13 protein-coding genes are annotated in these 18,317 nt (G+C 75.8%); 2 read left to right on the forward strand and 11 right to left on the reverse strand.

All coding sequences use genetic code 11. The features are described 5' to 3' along the window. Positions 1-48 precede the first annotated feature (48 nt). From RF647_RS00090 to RF647_RS00135, 10 genes are all read right to left on the reverse strand, one after another. Positions 49-2,595 carry a phosphotransferase gene (locus RF647_RS00090; RefSeq protein ID WP_368809927.1) on the reverse strand — a complete coding sequence of 849 codons (2,547 nt, stop codon included), beginning with the start codon at positions 2,593-2,595 and terminating at the stop codon, positions 49-51. Further along, positions 2,592-4,421, reverse strand: coding sequence for an ABC transporter ATP-binding protein (locus RF647_RS00095; protein WP_368809928.1), 1,830 nt, complete (start codon positions 4,419-4,421; stop codon positions 2,592-2,594). Before RF647_RS00095 ends, RF647_RS00090 begins: the two co-directional genes overlap by 4 nt. Further along, positions 4,418-5,692 carry a glycosyltransferase family 4 protein gene (locus RF647_RS00100; protein WP_368809929.1) on the reverse strand — a complete coding sequence of 425 codons (1,275 nt, stop codon included), beginning with the start codon at positions 5,690-5,692 and terminating at the stop codon, positions 4,418-4,420. Before RF647_RS00100 ends, RF647_RS00095 begins: the two co-directional genes overlap by 4 nt. After that, the gene (locus RF647_RS00105) at positions 5,692-7,002 is read right to left on the reverse strand and encodes a glycosyltransferase (RefSeq protein WP_368809931.1); all 1,311 of its coding nucleotides are present in this window, start codon (positions 7,000-7,002) and stop codon (positions 5,692-5,694) included. Before RF647_RS00105 ends, RF647_RS00100 begins: the two co-directional genes overlap by 1 nt. Next, a complete protein-coding gene (locus tag RF647_RS00110) occupies positions 6,999-8,210 on the reverse strand; it encodes a glycosyltransferase family protein (protein ID WP_368809932.1) in 1,212 nt (403 codons plus the stop codon). The genes RF647_RS00105 and RF647_RS00110 overlap by 4 nt, the downstream gene beginning before the upstream one ends. Before the next feature lie 191 nt (positions 8,211-8,401). Further along, positions 8,402-9,703: an Nramp family divalent metal transporter gene (locus RF647_RS00115; RefSeq protein WP_368809934.1), complete on the reverse strand. Its 1,302-nt coding sequence runs from the start codon at positions 9,701-9,703 to the stop codon at positions 8,402-8,404. A gap of 210 nt (positions 9,704-9,913) precedes the next feature. Next, positions 9,914-10,582: a response regulator transcription factor gene (locus RF647_RS00120; protein WP_368809935.1), complete on the reverse strand. Its 669-nt coding sequence runs from the start codon at positions 10,580-10,582 to the stop codon at positions 9,914-9,916. 9 nt (positions 10,583-10,591) lie between these two features. Next, the gene (locus tag RF647_RS00125) at positions 10,592-12,151 is read right to left on the reverse strand and encodes a sensor histidine kinase (protein WP_368809936.1); all 1,560 of its coding nucleotides are present in this window, start codon (positions 12,149-12,151) and stop codon (positions 10,592-10,594) included. A gap of 143 nt (positions 12,152-12,294) precedes the next feature. Beyond that, the gene (locus RF647_RS00130) at positions 12,295-14,163 is read right to left on the reverse strand and encodes a DEAD/DEAH box helicase (RefSeq protein WP_368809937.1); all 1,869 of its coding nucleotides are present in this window, start codon (positions 14,161-14,163) and stop codon (positions 12,295-12,297) included. Positions 14,164-14,404: 241 nt separating this feature from the next. After that, entirely contained in the window at positions 14,405-15,847 is a 1,443-nt protein-coding gene (locus RF647_RS00135; protein WP_368809939.1) for a DUF2079 domain-containing protein, read from the reverse strand. A gap of 55 nt (positions 15,848-15,902) precedes the next feature. Between RF647_RS00135 and RF647_RS00140 the strand changes: the two genes are divergently transcribed. Together RF647_RS00140 and RF647_RS00145 are read left to right on the forward strand one after the other, a co-directional pair. Beyond that, a complete protein-coding gene (locus RF647_RS00140) occupies positions 15,903-16,892 on the forward strand; it encodes a DNA-3-methyladenine glycosylase (protein WP_368809940.1) in 990 nt (329 codons plus the stop codon). 52 nt (positions 16,893-16,944) lie between these two features. Beyond that, positions 16,945-17,664: a VIT family protein gene (locus RF647_RS00145; protein WP_368809941.1), complete on the forward strand. Its 720-nt coding sequence runs from the start codon at positions 16,945-16,947 to the stop codon at positions 17,662-17,664. 113 nt (positions 17,665-17,777) lie between these two features. Here the strand turns inward: RF647_RS00145 and trxA are convergent, their stop codons facing one another. Next, positions 17,778-18,155, reverse strand: a complete 378-nt coding sequence (gene trxA, locus RF647_RS00150; protein WP_035924949.1) for a thioredoxin — start codon at positions 18,153-18,155, stop codon at positions 17,778-17,780. Positions 18,156-18,317 lie beyond the last annotated feature (162 nt).

Below are 18,317 nucleotides of genomic sequence, written 5' to 3' on the forward strand. Positions count from 1 at the left end.
CAGTGTCCCGGAACCGGTTGAGGGAGGCATGAGAACATGAGAGCCCTCTCAGGAACGCAGCCCGTCGAGCAGGTCCTGCCCCACACCGCGCCACCGCGGGCGGAACGCGTAGACGCAGGCGAGCCGCAGCCGGGTCGCCTCGGCGTGCACGGCGAGACGGCCGGGGTCGGCGCCCAGCACCCGGGCCACCGCGGTCACGGCCTCCTGTCCCGCCGCCCGGAGCGCGGGGTCGAGCAGACCCTGCGCCGCACGCAGCTCCAGGTGCACGGAGAGGTTCGCGAGGTCGAGCTCGGGCTCGCCGAGGGCCGCGGTGTCGAAGTCCAGGAGCCCCAGCCGTGCGCCGTCGAAGAGCAGCTGCTGGTCGTGCAGGTCCCGGTGCAGCACGACCCGGCCCCGCCGGTCGGCGGGCAGGGCCGAGAGCTCCGCCCCGATCCGCCGTGCCCGTGCGGCGACCGCCCCCGGCGGGGCCTCGAGCAGACCCGGGAACGCCTCGAGGTGGCCTGCCCAGCGGGCCAGCGTGCGGGCCTCGTCCTCGGCCGTGTGCGCGGGCAGCGGCTCCGTGCCCGGCGCGGCGGTGGCCAGTGCCGGCCAGCACCGCGCCCACTCCGTCCAGGCGGCACGGTAGGCGTCGTTCCGTCCCGCGGCCCCCAGCTCGTGCAGGCTCCGGCCGGGCAGCACGGAGAACTCGACCCGGTCCTCGGCTCGGGTCAGGACCGCCGGCACGGCGAAGCCCGTCGCCGTGCCCAGTCCGTGCAGCCGGTCGGACAGCTCGGCGACCCGGACGGCCCGGCCGCGGGCCAGGAACTTGACGAAGCGGTCCGGGGTGCCGACCACCGCCCGCCGGCGGTGCCGGTGCACGACCACCCGGCCGCCGGCCGCGGCCGCCGCGGCGAGTCCGGGGAGGCGGGGGTCCTCGCCGTGGGGCAGGACGCGGACGGCCCACGGCCGTCCCGCGCCGGGGGCCGCCTCGCCCGCGCGGACGCGTCCGTGCTCGTCCTCGAGCTCGAGCACGAGCCGGGTGCCGTCCGCCGGCCAGGCGCGGCGCACCCGCAGCGGCCGCCCGTCGGCGTCCGGCACGGTCTCCGGCACGCGCACGGGGCGGGTCCGCGGGATGCGCGCCCCGTCGGTGTGCACGCCGTGCACCGGGTCCGCGCCGGCAGGCACGGGGCCGGCGGGCACAGGGCCGGTGGGGACGGCGCCGAGCGGCACGGACGGCGGGGCGACCGGCGCGGACGGCACGGGCCCCGGCGCGGGAGTCGCGGTCACCGGCGCCCGGCGCGCCTGCTCCACCAGCCGCTGCGCGAGCGCGATCCGCCGGTCCGTGCGCTCCCGCCAGTCGGCGGCGGCCGAGCGGAAGGGCTCCATGCTCCGGGCGAGGACGTGGAACGCGGCCCAGGCCAGGATCTCGGGCCACGGCGGCAGCGCCACCCCGGTCCCGTACCCGCGCAGCAGGGCGCCCGTCAGGGGGAGCTCCTCGGGTGCGGCAGGGGCCTGTCCGGCGCCCGGGCCGAGGAGCTCCACGGCGAGGAAGCTGCCGAGGTCGTCGGCCGCCGTGCCGGTGCGGATCCGGTCGAGGTCGGCGAGCCGGAGCTCCGGCGCCCCCGGGCCCCCGTCGCCGCGCACGAGCACCTGGTCCGCGGAGAAGTCCCCGTGCAGCAGCCGCTCGGGGGCCCCGGTGCGGTCCGCCAGGGCCTCCGCGACGGCCCGGCCGGTCCAGGCGCAGCGCGCGCCCGACCGCCGGTCGAGGGCGGACAGGTCGGCGGCCAGCGAGCGCAGCTTCCGGCCCGCTTCCAGGGGGGCGCCGACCCGTGCGGGGCCGAGGAGCGCCGGTCCGCGCCCGTGCAGCTGCGCCAGTGCGGCGCCCGCGACGGCGGCGGACTCGAGCACGGGCCCTCCGGGTCCGGTGCCGGGGCCTGGGCCGTCCGGGGCCGCGGCCCGGGCCGCGAGGTCGCCGGCCTCGAACCAGGGGTAGTGCAGCACGTGCGGCGACACGGGGAGGCCGGGGACGGGCACCGGGGCGAGCACCGGGAGCCCGGCGGCGGCGAGCCGGGTCAGCAGCACCGGGTCCGCCGGCGCGGCGCCGGCGGTGAGCTTCGTGACCCGGCCGGCCCCGTCGTCGTCGGCGCCTGTGAGGACCGCGCGGCGGCGGGGGTTGTAGCGCAGCAGCCGGGCGGGGTCCCCCGGCTGCCCGAGCCGCCGGGCCCGGGCCGGGCCGAGCACGGCGAGCGCGCGCCGCAGCTCGGGGTCCGTGCCGATCGTCCCCACGGCCAGGCGGTGACCGGTGCGTCCCGGCACGTCCGCGACCAGCACGGGTGCCGGCCGGCCGTGCCGCGCGGCTCGGCCGGCGCGGGCCAGGACCTTCTCGAGCTTGTCCCGCCCGTCCCCGGCGGGGGCGTAGGCCGCGACCCAGTGCACCGCGCCCGTGGTCCCGGCGTCCACGCGGGCCACGACCGAGACGCCGGGCTTGTAGCGCAGGTGGCTGGTGCGCAGCGGACCGCCGAGCTGGTGGCCGAAGAGCTCGGTGAGCCGGCCGGGGTCGAGGACCGCGGCGAGCGCGGGCAGGCTCTCCCAGGAGTCGGGCAGGTGCCGCGTCACGAGCGGACCTCCCGGCGGTCCTGCGCCCGCTGCTGCTCGACCCACGCGGCGAACACGCCGTCCGGCCGGGCGAGCAGCTCCTCGGGGGCGCCGTCGAGCAGGACGCGCCCGTCCTCGACCCACAGCACGCGGTCGGCGGCGAGCGCGAGCGCGGCGTCGTGGGTCACCGCCAGGGACGTGCGGCCGCGGACCAGGCGGCCGAGGGCGTCCAGCACGTCCCGGGTGGACCGGGGGTCGAGTCCGGTGGTGGCCTCGTCGAGCAGCACGACCGGCGCGTCGCGCAGCAGGGCGCGCGCGATGGCCAGCCGCTGGCGCTGCCCGCCCGAGACGGTCGAACCGCGCTCCCCCACCGGGGTGTCGTAGCCCTGCGGGAACGCCGTCACGAACTCGTGGGCCTGGGCGGCGGACGCGGCGGCCTCGACCTCGGCGTCGGTGGCCCCCGGGCGGCCGAGCCGGATGTTCTCCCGCACGGTGCCGTGGAAGAGGACGGAGTCCTGCAGCAGGAGGGCGGTGCTGCCGCGCACCGTGCCGAGGCTCAGGGCGCGCAGGTCGTGGCCGTCGAGGGTCACGGACCCGGCGACCGGATCCATCATCCGCACCAGCAGGGAGACGAGGGTCGACTTCCCGGAGCCGGACGGGCCGACGACGGCGACGTGCTGGCCCGCCGGGATCACGAGGTCGACGTCGCGCAGCACGGTGCGCCCGCCGTGCTCCGGGTCCCCGTACGCGGCGTCCACGTGGTGGAGTGCGATCTCCCCGCGCACCCCGGGCAGGACCAGGGCGCCCGGGGCCTCCCGCACGTCCACGGGCTCCGCCACGAGGTCGGCCACCCGCTCCCCGGAGGCCGCGGCGCGGGCGATGCGCCCGGTGTACTTGGCCATGTCCCGCAGGGGCTTCATGCACGTCTTGAGATAGGTCGTGAACAGGACCAGGTCGCCCAGGCTCATGGCGCCCTCGAGCACCCGCAGGCCGCCGCCGAAGATCACGGCCGCGGTGGCCACCCCCACGATCACGTCCGTGGCCCGCTCGAGCGCGGCGGCCAGACGGCGGGACTGCACGCCCTGGGTGAGGGCCTGCCGGTTGGCGCGGCCGAAGGAGCCGGCCATGTGCTCCTCCAGCCCGTAGGCCTGGACGGTGCGGATCGCGCCGAGGGACTCGTGGGCGGTGTTCGCCAGCGCGCCCTCCCCCTGCCGGGTCCGGCGCGAGGCCTCGGTGATCCGCCCGGAGGACCCTCGGCCCACCAGCAGGAAGGCGAGGATCGCGACGACCACCACGAGGGCCAGGAGCCAGTCGAGGAAGAGCATCACCGTGCACATGACCACGAGGGTGATGACGTTGGCCAGCAGCGGCAGGCCCGCGGTGACGGCCACCTCCTGGAGCTTGCCGATGTCCGAGACGAGGCGCTGGACCGTGTCCCCGGCACGGGAGACCGAGTGGTAGCGGTCCGACAGCGCCTGGACGTGCGCGAACACCCGTTCGCGCAGGGCGGTGGAGACCCGGGCGCCGACGAGGGCGAACGCGACCGTGGCGAGGTAGTTGGCGAGCGCGCGGAACCCCACCACCGCGACCGTGGCCAGCCCGGCGGCCGCGAGCAGCTGCCACGAGGCCTCCGGGATCCACGGGTCGACGTTGTCGGCGCCGAGGGAGAGGGACACGGCGTCGACGACGATCTTCAGCGGCCACGGCTCGAGCACGCGGAAGGCCACCTCGGCCAGGAGCACCACGACGCCGCCCGCGGCGAGCAGCCGGTGCTCGCGCAGGTGCGGGGTGAGCAGCCCGAGGGTGCGCCGGAGGGCCCGGCGGTCGAGCCGCCTGTCCCCGCTCACCGCGGCACTTCCTGTAGTGCTCCCGGGGCGGCCGGGCGCGGCGGGGCGGCGGCGCCGCGGGGCTGTGTGCCGGTGGGATCCGGACGGGCGAGGTCCGTGCCGGCGAGGATGCCGTCGAGCACCGCGGTCCAGGAGCGCCGGGCGACCGCGTCGCGGCGGCCGGCGCGTCCCAGGGCACGCCGCCGGCCGGGATCGGCCACCAGCGCGTCGACGGCGCCGGCCAGGGCGGTGGGGTCCGAGGGCGCCACGAGCAGCCCGGTCACCCCGTCCTCGACCGCGGCCGGCACCTGGCCCACGCGGGACGCGACGACCGGCAGGGCCGCGGCGGCGTACTCGTAGATCTTCAGCGGCGAGAAGTACTGGTCCGCGGCGTCCTCCGTGGCGGGATAGGGCGCGACGGCCACGGCGCAGTCGGCCAGCAGCCCGGGCACCGCGGCGGGGGTCACCGCGCCCGCGAACTCGGCCTCGACACCCAGCTCGGCGGCCAGCTCCTCGAGGGACGCCCGCTGGGGGCCGTCCCCCACCACGCGCAGGCGCCAGTCGGCGGCGGCCTCCGCGCGGGCCCGGAGCAGGTGCTCCACGCCGTGCCAGGGCTTGAGCGTGCCGACGAACACGACGACCGGCGGCACGCGGTCCGGTCCCCTGGCGGCGGAGTCGCGGCACGGACGGATGCGCTCCAGGTTCACGCCGTTGGGGGCGACCAGGACACGGCCGGCCCGCCCGCCGGTGGCGGCCACGGTCCGCTCCACCCAGCGGGCGACCGGCTCGGAGACGCAGGCCGTGCGCTCGGCGGCGGCGACCTGCGCGGCGAGCGCGGCGCGGGCGGCCGTCCCGTCCACGAGGTCGCGGTGGGTCCGCTGCTCGTCGATCAGGGGCGAGTTCACCTCGAGGACGCCCGGGACGCCGAGCGCGCCCGTGATCCCGGCCAGGGCGGTCGAGAACAGGGAGTGCCGCTCGTGCACCGCGTCGGCGCCGTCGGCGACGACGCGCTCCGTGATCCGGCGGGCGGCGTCGGCCTGGGCCCGCTCCCGGGCGGCGACGCGCGCGGCGCGGCCGGGGGCGGTGGACGCGGGGGCCTCCGGGACCGGGACGTGGACGACCGGGACGTCGGCGAGGTCGGCGGGGACGTCGTCGCCGACCCGGGTGGCGTAGAGACGGACCTCGGCGCCGCGGGCGCGCCAGGCGCGCAGGATCTCCTGGACGTGGACGGAGGCGCCCTTGGTGCCGAACACGGGGACGCCGGGGTCGGCGCAGACGTAGGCGAGGCGCATCAGCGGTCGGCTCCTTCGGGGACCGGGTCGAGGCCCGGGACGGGATCGGCGGCTTGGGCGGTGGCGGGCCCCGGGACCGGGGCGGGGCGCTGGGCGGGCGCCGGCGGCAGCAGCGCCCGCAGGGCGGCGGCCCGGCCGGTGGAGTCGTGGTTCCGGGCGACGAGCGCGCGGGCGGCGCGGGCGGCGCCCACCCGGTCGAACGCGGGGTCGGCGACCGCGGCGAGCGCGCCGAGCAGGGCCTCGTCGTCGTCGGCGGGGACGAGGACCCCGGTGCGCGGGGCCGCGTTGCGGACCACCTCGGGGATGCCGGTGACGTCGCTCGCGATCACGGGCACGCCCATGGCCATCGCCTCGAGCAGCACGGTGGGCAGGCCGTCGGCGTTGCCGTCGGCGCCCACCGTGCACGGGGCCGCGAAGACGTCCGCGGCGCGCAGCAGCCGGCCGACCTCGGCCTGGGTGCGGGGCCCGACCAGGTCGACGACGTCCCCGGCGCCGAGCTCCGCGACCAGGGCGCGCAGCGGCTGCTCCAGCTCGCCGCCGCCGGCGACGGTGACGGACAGCCGTCCGCCCTGCTCCCGGTACCGGGCGGCCGCCCGCACGAGGCGGTCGAAGCCCTTCTTCTCCACGAGCCGCCCCACGGCCACGACCCGCAGGGTCTCCCCCACGGGCGCGGGGTCCCGGTAAGGGAAGCGGGCGAGCTCCAGGCCGTTGCGCACGAGCCGCAGCCGGTGCGCGTGCGCGGGGAACGCGGAGGCCAGGTGCCGCCGGTTGTACTCGGAGATCGCCACTACGTGCTCCGCCCGCTCGAGGGTGCGGCGCAGCCGGGCGGGGTCCACGGACTCGTGGAAGATGTCCTTCGCGTGGGTCGTCACGGAGAACGGCACCCCCGTGAGCCGGGAGGCGATCTCGGCGACGTGCGCGGCGAGGGTCGCGAAGTGCGCGTGCAGGTGCGTGATGCCCTGCTCCACGACTTGGGTGGCCAGCGCCACCCCCTGGTGGACCTCGGAGGCCTCCGTGCCGGCCAGCTCCGGGAGGAGGGCGGCGAAACGGGGGCCGAAGCCGGGGACCACCTCCGCCGCGCGGGCCAGGACGGCCCAGCCGGCGGAGGCCCGCTCGGGACGCTCCACCTGGTGGACCGGTGCCTGGACGCGGGCCAGCTCGGGGTGGAAGCGCGGGTCGGTGCTGTGCCGGAGGGCGAAGATCGTGAGGTCCTCGCCCTGGGCCTCCCGGGCCAGGACCTCGGTGACCACGAAGGTCTCCGAGAAGCGGGGGTAGACCTTCAGCACGTAGCCGATGCGGTGGCCGCTCACCGGAGGCCCCCGGCACGGGCCGGCACGGCCTGCGCGGGCACCGGCGGCGGGCCCGCGGGCAGGAGCCGCGCCGCGAGGACGGGCACGGCGTGCAGCCCGTCGAGCGCCAGGTGCCGGCGCAGCCGCACGGTGCCGACCACGCGGTGCAGCCAGCCGCTGAGCGCGGCGCTGGTGAGGGCGTCGGCGGTCAGCACGTCCACCGCGCCGTGGGCCTGGAGGGCGCGGGCCCGGATCAGCTGCTCCTGCCGGGGCCGGTCTCGCGGCACCAGGAGCGCGGGGGTGTTCGTGGTGAGGATCTCGGCGACCGAGTTGTAGCCGCCCATCGACACCACCGCGCTCGCGTCGACCACCTCCGCGAGCGCGTCGGGCACGGACGGCAGGACGAGGGTGCCCGGCACGGCGGCGGCGCGCACCTGCTCGGCGTGCTCCTCCGGCATCTGCGGACCCGTGATCACCACGTGCCGGTGGCCGTGGGGCACCCGGGCGCGCGCCGCCGCGAGGGTCAGGCGGTGGCCGTCGGAGCCCCCGCCGGCCATGGTGAGGACGTAGGGGCGGTCCACGCCGCTCGTGCGCCGTCCGGCGGCCCGGCCGGTGGCGAGGTAGCCGGTGTGGCGGACCAGGTCGGCGAGCTCGGCGGGGATCTCGCCGGAGGCCACCGGGTCGTGCACCGCGCGGTCGCCGTAGACCCAGACCTGGTCGTAGACCTCCCGCACGGGGTCCAGGTCCCCGAGCGCGGCCCACTCGCGGGTCGCGGCCGCGGGCTCGTCGAGGACCTCGCGCAGGCCGAGGACCACCGCTGTGCCGGGGCTCCGGTCCCGCAGCCTCCGCAGCGGCTCCAGCAGCTCCCGGTCCACCCCCCAGGCGTGGCGGTCGACGACGACGAGGTGCGGGCGGAAGGCCGTGAGCGCGGCGTCCACCATCCCGGAGCGCAGGGCGGTCAGGTGGCGCATGTCCACGGAGAGGTTGCGGGGCGCGTAGCCGCCCGCGCCCTTGCGGATCCCGGGCAGCACCACCCAGTCGAACCCGTCGGGGCGCCCGTAGGAGGTGGCGGCGTCGATGCCGGTCAGCAGCATGCCCGTCACCGGGCGCCCCGTCAGCGCCGGCAGGTGCTGGGCGAGGGACCGGGCGAGGGCCAGGTTCCGGCGGGTGTGGCCCAGGCCCTGGGAGTCGTGCGAGTACAGCACCACCCGCAGCTCGTCGTCGCTCATCGTGTCCTCCTCGGGGGATCAGCGCCGGTGGGTCCGGCGCCGGTGCGGCTGCCGCCCACTGTGGCCGAGGGACATGATGAGAACATGAGCCGTCGATGAAAAGGTTCTCATCTGAGGACGCCCGGTCCGCCGGGACCGGCCCGGAGGCCCCGGCGGACCGGTTCGCCCGGGTGGATCTGCCGCGGGCCGGCTCAGCCGCCGAAGACCGGCGCGACCGCCTTGACCAGCTGCTGGCCGCCCAGGACGGCGAAGAGCAGGGCCGTGATGCCCAGGGCGATGTTGGTGTGGAGCTTGTTGGCCCACTCCTTCGGGATCCGGCTGCCGTTGAGCAGTCCCAGCAGCGTGAGGGCGAGGAACGGCATGAAAAGCGAGCCGAGGACGCCGTAGGCCAGGATCAGGCCGATCGGCTGCCCCAGGGCGAAGAGGACCATGGGCGGGAACGTCAGCCACAGCACGTAGAAGCGGAAGTACTTGCCGCCCACTCGGGTGTCGGGGTGGCCGGACTCCTTGCCGCGGATGTTGCCCCAGAAGTCCGCGAACATGAGGGAGACGCCGTTCCAGACGCCGATGATCGAGGAGAAGGACGCGGCCCAGAAGCCGATGAGGAAGCCGGTGCCGACCACGTCGCCGTACTCCGCGCGCAGCACGGCGTAGAGGTCGAGCAGGCCCTCGTCACCGGAGCTGAGCGCCACCCCGGCGGAGCGGACCACCTCGGCGCCCACGACGAGCATGGCGATGACGAAGACCCCCGTCACGACGTAGGCCATGGAGTTGTCGATCCGCATGACGCGCATCCACTTGGGCGTGTACCACCCCTTCTCGCGCAGCCAGTACCCGTAGGCGGCCAGCGTGATGGTGCCTCCCACGCCCCCGGCGAGCGCCAGCGTGTAGAGCACGCCGCCCTCCGGGATGACGGGGACCAGGCCCGTCAGCATCTCGGGGACGTTGGGGGCGGCGATGACCGCCAGCCCCACCACGGTGACGAACATCAGGCCGACCAGGGCTGCGGTGACCTTCTCGAAGAAGGAGTACTTGCCGAACCACACCATGACGAACCCGAGCAGCCCCATGATGACGGCCCAGGCCCACAGGGGCAGGACGGGGAACACCGCCGCGAGGGGCAGCGCCGCCGAGGACATCGCGGTGGCGCCGTAGACGAAGCCCCAGATCATGATGTACGGGCCGAAGTACCAGGTGGTCCACCGGCCCAGTGACCGCCAGCCCTCGAAGATCGTCCTGCCGGTGGCCAGGGTGAAGCGCCCGGCGCCCTCCACGAGGATGATCTTGAGGATCACGCCGAGGATCACCGCCCACAGCAGTCCGTACCCGTACCGGGACCCGGCGACCAGGGTGGCGACCATGTCGGCGGCGCCGACGCCCGTGGCGGCGACCACCAGGCCGGGGCCGACGATCTTCCACTTGGCGGGTGCCCCGCCGTCGTCGTCCGTGCGGGCACGATGGGCCGCGAAAGACTTCTCGTTCGCTTCGCTCATAAGGATTCCTCATAGGGTCGGTGGATCGGATGGCTGGGTTCGTGGCACGGCCCGGCGGCGGCCGGGGCGTCGTGGAGCGCGGGGTCCGGGGTCGGGGAGGGGTGCCGGACCGCTCGGGGGCGGCCGGGATCGTGCGGTGCTCCGCCCGGCCGGCTCCGGTGCACGCCGGACGCGGCTGTGCACCGGATCACCCTACCGGGCCGGTGCCGCTCAGAGCTTGGCGAGGCGGTAGCCGGCTCCGCGCACGGTGACGATGCGCTCCGCGCCGAGCTTGTTGCGCAGGTAGCGGACGTAGACGTCCACCACGTTGGACGAGCCGTCGAAGTCGTAGCCCCATACCTTGTTCAGCAGCTGCTCGCGCGTGAGCACCTGACCGGGGCTCTCGAGGAACGCCCTGGCCATGGCGAACTCTCGGGCGGAGAGCTCGACCTGCCGGTCCTCGAGCACCGCGCACCGGGTCCCGACGTCGAGGGCGAGCCCGCCGTAGCGCAGCCCGTCGGCGGTCTGCTCGGTCACCGCGCGGTCCCGGAGCCGGGCTCGGACGCGGGCCAGCAGCTCCTGGAACCGGAACGGCTTCGCGAGGTAGTCGTCGGCCCCCTGCTCCAGCCCCGCGACGGTGTCCTCGACCGAGTCGCGGGCGGTGCACATGATCACGGGGATCGAGAAGCCCAGGGACCGCAGCACCGAGAGCACCTGGAAGCCGTCCATGCCCGGCAGGCCCACGTCGAGGACGAGCAGGTCGAACTCCCCGGTGCTCGCGTAGTCGAGGGCGCTCGTGCCGTCCTCGACCACGGTGGTCGTGTAGCCCGCGGCGCGCAGGCCCTTCTGGATGAAGCGCGCGATGCGCTCCTCGTCCTCGGCGATGAGGATGCTGGCCATGGGGTGCCTCTACTTCCTGGAGGGGGCGGTGCTGAGGTCGGGACCGGGCACGGGGGCCGGAGACACCGCGGCGCCGGGCCCGGCGGCACCGGACGGGGGGACCGGGGCCGCGGCGGGCGGGGACTCCGGCAGCCGGAGCGTGAACGTGGCGCCGCGGCCGGGGCTCGACCGCAGCCCCACGGTCCCGCCGTGCCCGTGGGCGATGGCCGCCACGATCGCGAGGCCGAGCCCGGAGCCCTCCACGGTGCGCCCGGTCTCGGCCCGGCCGAAGCGCTCGAAGATCCGCTGCTGGTCCTCCGGGGCCACGCCCACGCCGGTGTCCCGGACCCACACCTCGAGGCTGCGCGCGGGGGCGTCCTCGCCGGGCGCGGCGGGCCCGGTGGCCCAGGCGGCGCCGAGGGCCACGAGGTCCCCGGGGGCGGAGAACTTCACCGCGTTGGCGGCGAGCTGCACGACCGCCTGGGTGAGCCGCTGCGCGTCGGCCACGACCTGCCCCTCGGTCCGCGCCTCGAGCTCCCAGCGCCGGTCCCCCAGCGCGCGCAGCCGGTCCATCGTGTCGTCGAGCCAGGCGGGGACGTCCACGGGGCCGGGGCGGATGAAGTCGGCGCGCTGGGCCTTGGCGAGCAGCAGCAGGTCCTCCACGAGGCGGTTCATCCGCTCGATCTCGTCGAGGAGCATGGCCCGGGTCTCCTCGACGTCGGCGGGGTCGTGCTCGTCCATCAGCTCGAGGTTGCCGTGCAGGATGGTCAGGGGGGTGCGCAGCTCGTGCGCGGCGTCGTCGAGGAACTGGCGCTGCTGGACGAAGGCCGCCTCGATCCGGCTGAGCATGCCGTTGAAGTTCACGGCGAGCTGGCCCACGTCCGAGTCGTCCTGCGTGACGGGAACGCGCCGTCCCAGGTCGTCCGGGCTGATCTGCTCCGTGGCCCGGCGCAGGCGGGTGATCGGGGCGGTGACCCGGCCCACCAGGACGTAGGCCACCAGCCCCGCCACGACCGTCGTGAGCGCGGCGATGCCGAGGTAGCGCCACAGCGAGTCCAGCACGATCCGGCGCTGGGCGCTCATGTCGAAGCCGACCACCAGGTAGCCCTGGCGCGGGTCCTCGTCCAGGACCACCGAGATGACGCCGAGGCGGAGCGTCCGGCCGCCCTGCTCGAGGTCGAAGACGACGGTCTGCCCGGGCCGGGCCCGCTCCACGGCCGCGGCGAGCGTGGCAGGGGCGTCGAGCTGGAAGCGTGACCGGTCGGCGTGCTCGAACGCCGGCTCGCCGCCGACAAGCGCGAGGATGCTCTCGTGCTCCCCGGGCACCGTGGTGGTCATGAAGGTGTAGAAGAGCTGCGGCAGGTCCGTGAACGGCTCCTCGGCCGTGGCGTCCAGGTCCTCCGAGAGGGAGGCGTCCGGGCCGAGGGGTCCGCGCTGCGCGAGCCGCTGCAGCTCCCCCGCCTCCTGGACGATGTCCTGGCGGACGGACTCGTCGAGGTCCACCAGGCGCAGGTAGTGGGTGATCCCGCCCACGGCGAGGAGGGCGACGGCCAGGAAGGCGATGGTCGTGGCGAGCACCCGGCTGCGCACGGACCGCAGCTCCGTCCGCGCCCTCTCCCACCGCCCGCCCGACATGCGCCCCAGCCTATCGACGGCACGTGAGAGGCAGATGAAGGAGGGGACGGGCCGTGCGGCCCGTCCCCTCCTTCCGGTCCGGGGTCCAGCCCCCGGGCTCAGTACTTCTTGCTGCGCGGCTTGCGGAACGGCTTCTCGCCGTCCCGGTCGCCCGCGGAGTACCCGGAGCGCTTGCCCTGGTAGCCGCCGCGGGAGTCGTCGCCCCGGGCGCCGCCGCCGCGGCGGGGGCGGTCCTGGTAGGAGGACGAGGTGCTGCGGGGCCGGGTCCGGGCGCCGGCACCCGGGCCGCGGTCGGCCTCGAGCTGGATAAGCTCACCGTTGATGCGCGTGCGGGAGAGCCGGTCCAGGGTGGAGGCGGGCAGGTTCTCGGGCAGGCCCACGAGGGTGTGGGTCGAGCGGATGTCGATCGCCCCGATCTGCTCGCCGCTCAGCCCGCCCTCGTTGGTGAGGGCCCCCACCACGGAGCCTGGCGAGACGCGGTGCCGGTGGCCGACGGACATCCGGTAGGTGGCCATGCCCTTCTCGGTACGCGGCTCGCGCCGCGGACGGTCGTCGCCGTCCCGCCCCGGACGGTCCCGGTCGCGGGTGCGCTGCACCGGCTCGGGCAGCTCCTCCACGAAGAAGGGCCGCCCGTCCTGGGCCATCACGGCGATCGCGGCGGCGATCTCCACGGCGTCGACGTCGTGCTCGGCCTGGTACTGCTCGACGAGCTCGCGGAACTGGCCGAGGTCCTCGGACTCCATGGTGTCCGTGATCTGCTGGGCGAACTTGTCCTTGCGGGTCTGGTTCACGTCCTCCGTGGAGGGCATGCGCATGAGCTCCACCGGCTGGCGGGTGGCCTTCTCGATCGCCCGCAGCAGGTACTTCTCCCGCGGGGTCATGAACAGGATCGCCTCGCCGGAGCGCCCGGCGCGGCCGGTGCGCCCGATCCGGTGCACGTAGGACTCGGTGTCGTGCGGGATGTCGTAGTTGACCACGAGCGAGATGCGCTCGACGTCGAGCCCGCGGGCCGCGACGTCCGTGGCCACGAGGACGTCGATCTTGCCCTCGCGCAGGGCCTCGACCGTGCGCTCGCGCATGTTCTGCGGGATGTCGCCGTTGATCGCGGCGGCCGCGTAGCCGCGGGCCTTGAGCCGGTCGGCGACCTCCTCGGTGGCGGCCTTGGTGCGCACGAAGACGATGACGCCGTCGTAGTCCCCCACCTCGAGGATGCGGGTCATGGCCTCCATCTTGTGGGAGCCCATGACCTGCAGGTACCGCTGGCGGGTGTTGGTGCCCGTGGTGGTCTTGCCCTTGACGGCGATCTCCTGCGGGTCCCGCAGGTACTGCTTGGCGATCTTGCGGATCGCGGGGGGCATGGTCGCCGAGAACAGCGCGACCTGCTTCTCGACGGGCGTCTGCGAGAGGATCTGCTCGACGTCCTCGGCGAAGCCCATGCGCAGCATCTCGTCGGCCTCGTCGAGGACCACGTACTGCAGGTGGGACAGGTCCAAGGACCCCTTCTTGAGGTGGTCGATCACGCGGCCGGGCGTGCCGACGACCACCTGGGCGCCGCGGCGCAGCCCGGCCAGCTGCGGGCCGTAGGGGGAGCCGCCGTAGACCGGCAGGACGGTGAAGTCCTCGAGGTGGGTCGCGTAGGAGGAGAACGCCTCGCCGACCTGGAGGGCGAGCTCGCGGGTCGGGGCGAGCACCAGGACCTGGGTGTCGCGGGAGACGCCGTTGACGTCGGAGAGCTCGGCGAGCCGGGACAGCGCGGGCACGGCGAAGGCCGCGGTCTTGCCGGTGCCGGTCTGGGCCAGGCCCACCACGTCCTTGCCCTGCAGCAGCACCGGGATGGTGGCGGCCTGGATGGGCGTGGGGTTCTCGTAGCCGACCTCGTCGAGGGTGGCGAGCACCCGGGAGTCGATGCCGAGCTCGGCGAAGGTAATGGTGTGCTCCTCGGCGGTGCCGGGGGTGTCGACGGTCATGGAGAAGTGCCTCGTTATCTGTGCGGGTGGCGGCCCGGGAGCATGCCCAGGGGCGTCGGCCACGGTCGTGGTGTCCGGACGTCCCTGCCAACCACTTGGAGCCCCGCACGGGGCGGGAGCGTCGGACTCGGCGCGGCGCGGGCCGCGGCCGAACACGATGCGCGGACGGCATCGCGTTGCACGAGAAAGTGAGGGAGTGACCGGATTCGGTCCGTCCAGTCTAGCGCACGCGGCGGCGCGGTCAGCCCCGGCGGCGCACCAGCACGAGGTGCTTCTCGTCACGCACCTCGGTGTAGCCGGCGCCGTAGCGCTGCCGGGCCCAGTCGGCGACGTCCCCCGGCGGGCTCCCGCCCCACGCGGCCCCGAGCCGGTCGACCACCACGTAGTCGGGGGCGGGATCGCCCTCGGACCCCAGCCAGTGCACCTGCGCGCCGGGCACGAGGTGGTGCAGGAGGGACAGGTCCGTGGCCACGCTCGCCCCCTCGGGGACGGCCGCGACGACCGCGGCCTTGGCGTCCGCCCGGGGGTCCGGACGGTAGGCGGCGGGGTCCACGAGGTCGGCCAGCGGGCGCCCCGGGACCAGCAGGAGCGCGACGACGAGCGCCAGTGCCGGCGCGGCCCGGGCGAGCCGCCGGAGGCGTCCGCCGCGCAGCCGCAGCACGGCGTCGAGCAGGGCGACGAGGACAATGGGCATGAGGACGGCGCTGTAGTGCCAGCCCGTGCCCCAGTAGCCGTGGTTCGGCGAGAGCATCCGCCAGAGCAGCGTGGGCAGCGCCACGAGCGCCAGCGGCGAGCGCACGGCGACCACCACTCCCACCGCCAGCACGGCCAGCCAGGTGAGCGCCTTCTGGCCCGGCAGCACCAGGGAGACCAGGGCCCCGGCGGGGTCGGCCGCCACCGCCGCGAGGTCCAGCCGGTCCGCGTACGCGAACCGGCCGTCCGGGTTCAGGGCGGGCAGCACCACGGTCACCGCGAGCGCCGACCAGGCCGCGCCCCACGCGGCGAGGGCGAGCCCCAGCGCCACCGGGCGCCGGTCCCCGTCCGCCTCGCGGTGCGCCCGCCAGGCGAGCACTAGGCCGAGCACCGCGACCGTGACGCCCAGGTCCTCCTTGACGAACGCGACGGGGGCGGCCCACAGCGCGGCCGCCGTCCACCGCCGCTCCACCAGGCAGCCGAGGGCGAGGACCAGCAGCGGCAGGGCGAAGGCCACCTCGTGGAACTGCACCGCGACGGCGGCCTGCAGCCCGAAGCTGATCCCGTAGGCGAGCCCTAGGGCCGCGCCCGGGCCCGGGCCCAGCGCCCGGACCGCGAAGCCCGTCAGTGCCCCCGCGGAGACGGCCACGAGGACGTCCTGGACCACGAGGAGGGTCAGCGCGGACGGGAACAGCGCGTAGACCGGTCCCAGCAGCACCAGGATCGGGTGGAAGTGGTCGCCCAGCAGGTTCGCGCCGTGGCCCTTGATGTGCACGACCGGGCCGTCCCCGGCGGCGTAGGACTTGGCGAGCTGGGTGAAGATCCCCAGGTCCCAGGACGGGACCTCCCAGCGGTGCCACTGGAGCAGGGACCACCACACGTACAGGACGAGCACGAGGAGCCCCACGCCCACCGGCACCAGCCGCGCCCGCCCGGTGAGCGGCGCGGGACGGACCGGCGGGGCGGCACGACGGAGCGCGGTGGCGGGCATGGCCTCCTCGGTGGCGGGGGGGGGCGCCGTCGGACAGGACTGCCATCATGGTCTCATGGCCGTCACCGCTCCCCCGCCCGCCCGCTGGCTCCCGGTGGCCCCGGACGCCGAGCTCGTGTGGGACCCCGAGGGCGCGCTGCACCTGGGCCAGACGCTCGGCGTGCTGGGCCGGGGCAGCGCCGATCCCCTGGTCCGGGTCGCGGCGCCCGACGCCGTGTGGGTCACCGCCCGGACCCCGGCGGGCCCGGTCACGGCGCTCTTCTCCCGCACCGGCGCCGGCCGGCCCCTGCAGCGGCCCGTGCGCGTGCGCGCGTGGGGACCTGGCGCCGAGCAGTTCCTGCCGGAGGCCCCACGCTGGGCGGGCGCGGAGGACGCGTGGGAGCGGTTCGAGGCCTCGGACGCCTTCGGCGCCCTCCCACACCGGCTGCGCGCCGCCCGGCACCACCACCCGGGGCTGCGGCTGCCCTCGACCGGTCGGGTGCTGGACCGCGCCGTGCTCTCGGTGCTCGAGCAGCGCGTCACCGTGCGCGAGGCCGTGGCGGCCCACCGGCAGCTCGTCCGGCGCCACGGCGAGCCCGCCCCCGGCCCGGCGCCGGAGGGGATGCGGATCGCCCCGACCGCCGAGGCGTGGTGCCGGGTGCCCGTGTGGGAGTGGCACCGGGCGGGGGTCGACGGCGCCCGGGCCGCCACCGTCCGCCGCGTGGCCGGACGGGCCGCCGCCCTGGAGCGCCTGGGCCGGGCCCCGCTGGACGCCGAGCTGCACCGGGGGCTGCGCTCGATCCCCGGCCTCGGGCCCTGGACGGTCGCGGAGATCGTCCAGTGCACGCACGGGGACCCGGACTCGGTCAGCGTCTTCGACTTCCATCTCGCGGACACGGTGTGCTGGTTCTTCGACCGGCGTCCCGGCGACGACCGCCGGATGCTGGAGCTGCTGGAGCCGTGGCGGGGTGACCGGCAGCGGGTGGTGCGCCTGCTGCGGGCCTCCGGCTTCCGCAAGCCCTCGTTCGCTCCGCGGCTGCACCCGGAGGACCACCGGCGCCGGTGAGGACACCCTGTCCTTGCTGGCAGGGCCGCACCGGCGGGCGTTCAATGGAGCCATGACCACCGAACACGTGATCCAGGAGCCCCACGGCGTGGGCTACACCGAGCGGATGAACAAGCTGCGGGCCGGGGTGCTGGGCGCCAACGACGGCATCGTCTCGGTCGCCGCGACGGTCGTCGGCGTCGCGGGCGCCACCGCCAGCTCGAGCGCGATCCTCACCGCGGGCGCCGCCGCGCTCGTGGGCGGGGCCCTGTCCATGGCCCTGGGCGAGTACGTCTCCGTGTCCAGCCAGTCGGACTCCCACCGGGCCCTGATCGAGAAGGAGGAGCGGGAGCTCGCCGAGATGCCCGAGGCGGAGCTGCAGGAGCTCGCCGAGATCTACCAGGCCAAGGGACTCTCCGAGGCCACCGCACGGCGGGTCGCGGAGGAGCTGACCGAGCACGACGCCCTGGCCGCGCACCTCGACGCCGAGCTCAACATCGACGCGGAGGACATCGTCAGCCCCTGGAACGCGGCGGTCGCCTCCGCGCTGTCCTTCCTGCTCGGCGCCCTGCTGCCGCTCCTGGCGATCCTGCTGCCGCCGGAGGACTGGCGGCTCCCCGTGACGTTCGTCGCCGTGCTCGCGGCGCTCGCCCTGACCGGCTGGCTCGGGGCCCGTCTCGGGGGCACGCCGCAGACGGGTCGCGCGGCCCTGCGCGTCGTCGTCGGCGGCGCCCTCGCCCTCGTCGCGACGTTCGCCGTGGGCTCCCTGCTCGGCGTCACAGGCCTCGTCTGAGCTGCTCCGGTGCCCCTGCGCCCGGGGCACGGGGGCACCGGGGGTGCCGGGCACGACGACGCCGGGCCCCGCCTCTCGGAGAGGCGGGGCCCGGCGCGGTGGTGCGGGAAGGGTCAGGCGTTGGGCGCGTCCTGGGACTGCTTGGCGACCTCGGCGCGGACCTCTTCCATGTCGAGGCCCTTGACGGCGTCGATGACCTGGTCGAGGGCGGAGGCGGGCAGGGCGCCCGGCTGGGAGAAGACCAGGATGCCCTCGCGGAAGGCCATGAGCGTGGGGATCGACGAGATCTGGGCCGACGCGGCGAGCATCTGCTGCTCCTCGGTGTCGACCTTCCCGAAGACGATGTCCTCGTGCTTCTCCGAGGCGGCCTCGTAGGTCGGTGCGAACTGCTTGCAGGGTCCGCACCACTCGGCCCACCAGTCGAGCAGGACGATGTCGTTCTCGGCGATGGTCTGGCCCAGGGTGTCCTGGGTGATGTCAACAGTAGCCATGCCCTCCAGCGTAGAGGCAGAGCCGTCCGAGGGCACAGGATTTCACTGCCGGCTCAAGACCGCACCGCGGGCGCACACTAGACTGGGCGTCCGGGCCGGGCCTCCGGCGCGGGCTCCGGGACCGGGACGCCGGTCCGGGGCGGACCCCGTGCACGCCGAGGT

Source organism: Kocuria sp. CPCC 205263 (assembly GCF_040981075.1).
Taxonomy (GTDB): Bacteria; Actinomycetota; Actinomycetes; order Actinomycetales; family Micrococcaceae; genus Kocuria; species Kocuria rosea.

Excerpts from the sequence above, each read along its gene's own strand:
- RF647_RS00110 (WP_368809932.1), bottom strand. The coding sequence starts at position 8,210 with ATGAGCGACGACGAGCTGCGGGTGGTGCTGTACTCGCACGACTCCCAG.
- RF647_RS00130 (WP_368809937.1), bottom strand. The coding sequence starts at position 14,163 with ATGACCGTCGACACCCCCGGCACCGCCGAGGAGCACACCATTACCTTC.
- trxA (WP_035924949.1), bottom strand. The coding sequence starts at position 18,155 with ATGGCTACTGTTGACATCACCCAGGACACCCTGGGCCAGACCATCGCC.
- RF647_RS00100 (WP_368809929.1), bottom strand. The coding sequence starts at position 5,692 with ATGCGCCTCGCCTACGTCTGCGCCGACCCCGGCGTCCCCGTGTTCGGC.
- RF647_RS00145 (WP_368809941.1), top strand. The coding sequence starts at position 16,945 with ATGACCACCGAACACGTGATCCAGGAGCCCCACGGCGTGGGCTACACC.
- RF647_RS00135 (WP_368809939.1), bottom strand. The coding sequence starts at position 15,847 with ATGCCCGCCACCGCGCTCCGTCGTGCCGCCCCGCCGGTCCGTCCCGCG.
- RF647_RS00115 (WP_368809934.1), bottom strand. The coding sequence starts at position 9,703 with ATGAGCGAAGCGAACGAGAAGTCTTTCGCGGCCCATCGTGCCCGCACG.
- RF647_RS00140 (WP_368809940.1), top strand. The coding sequence starts at position 15,903 with ATGGCCGTCACCGCTCCCCCGCCCGCCCGCTGGCTCCCGGTGGCCCCG.
- RF647_RS00120 (WP_368809935.1), bottom strand. The coding sequence starts at position 10,582 with ATGGCCAGCATCCTCATCGCCGAGGACGAGGAGCGCATCGCGCGCTTC.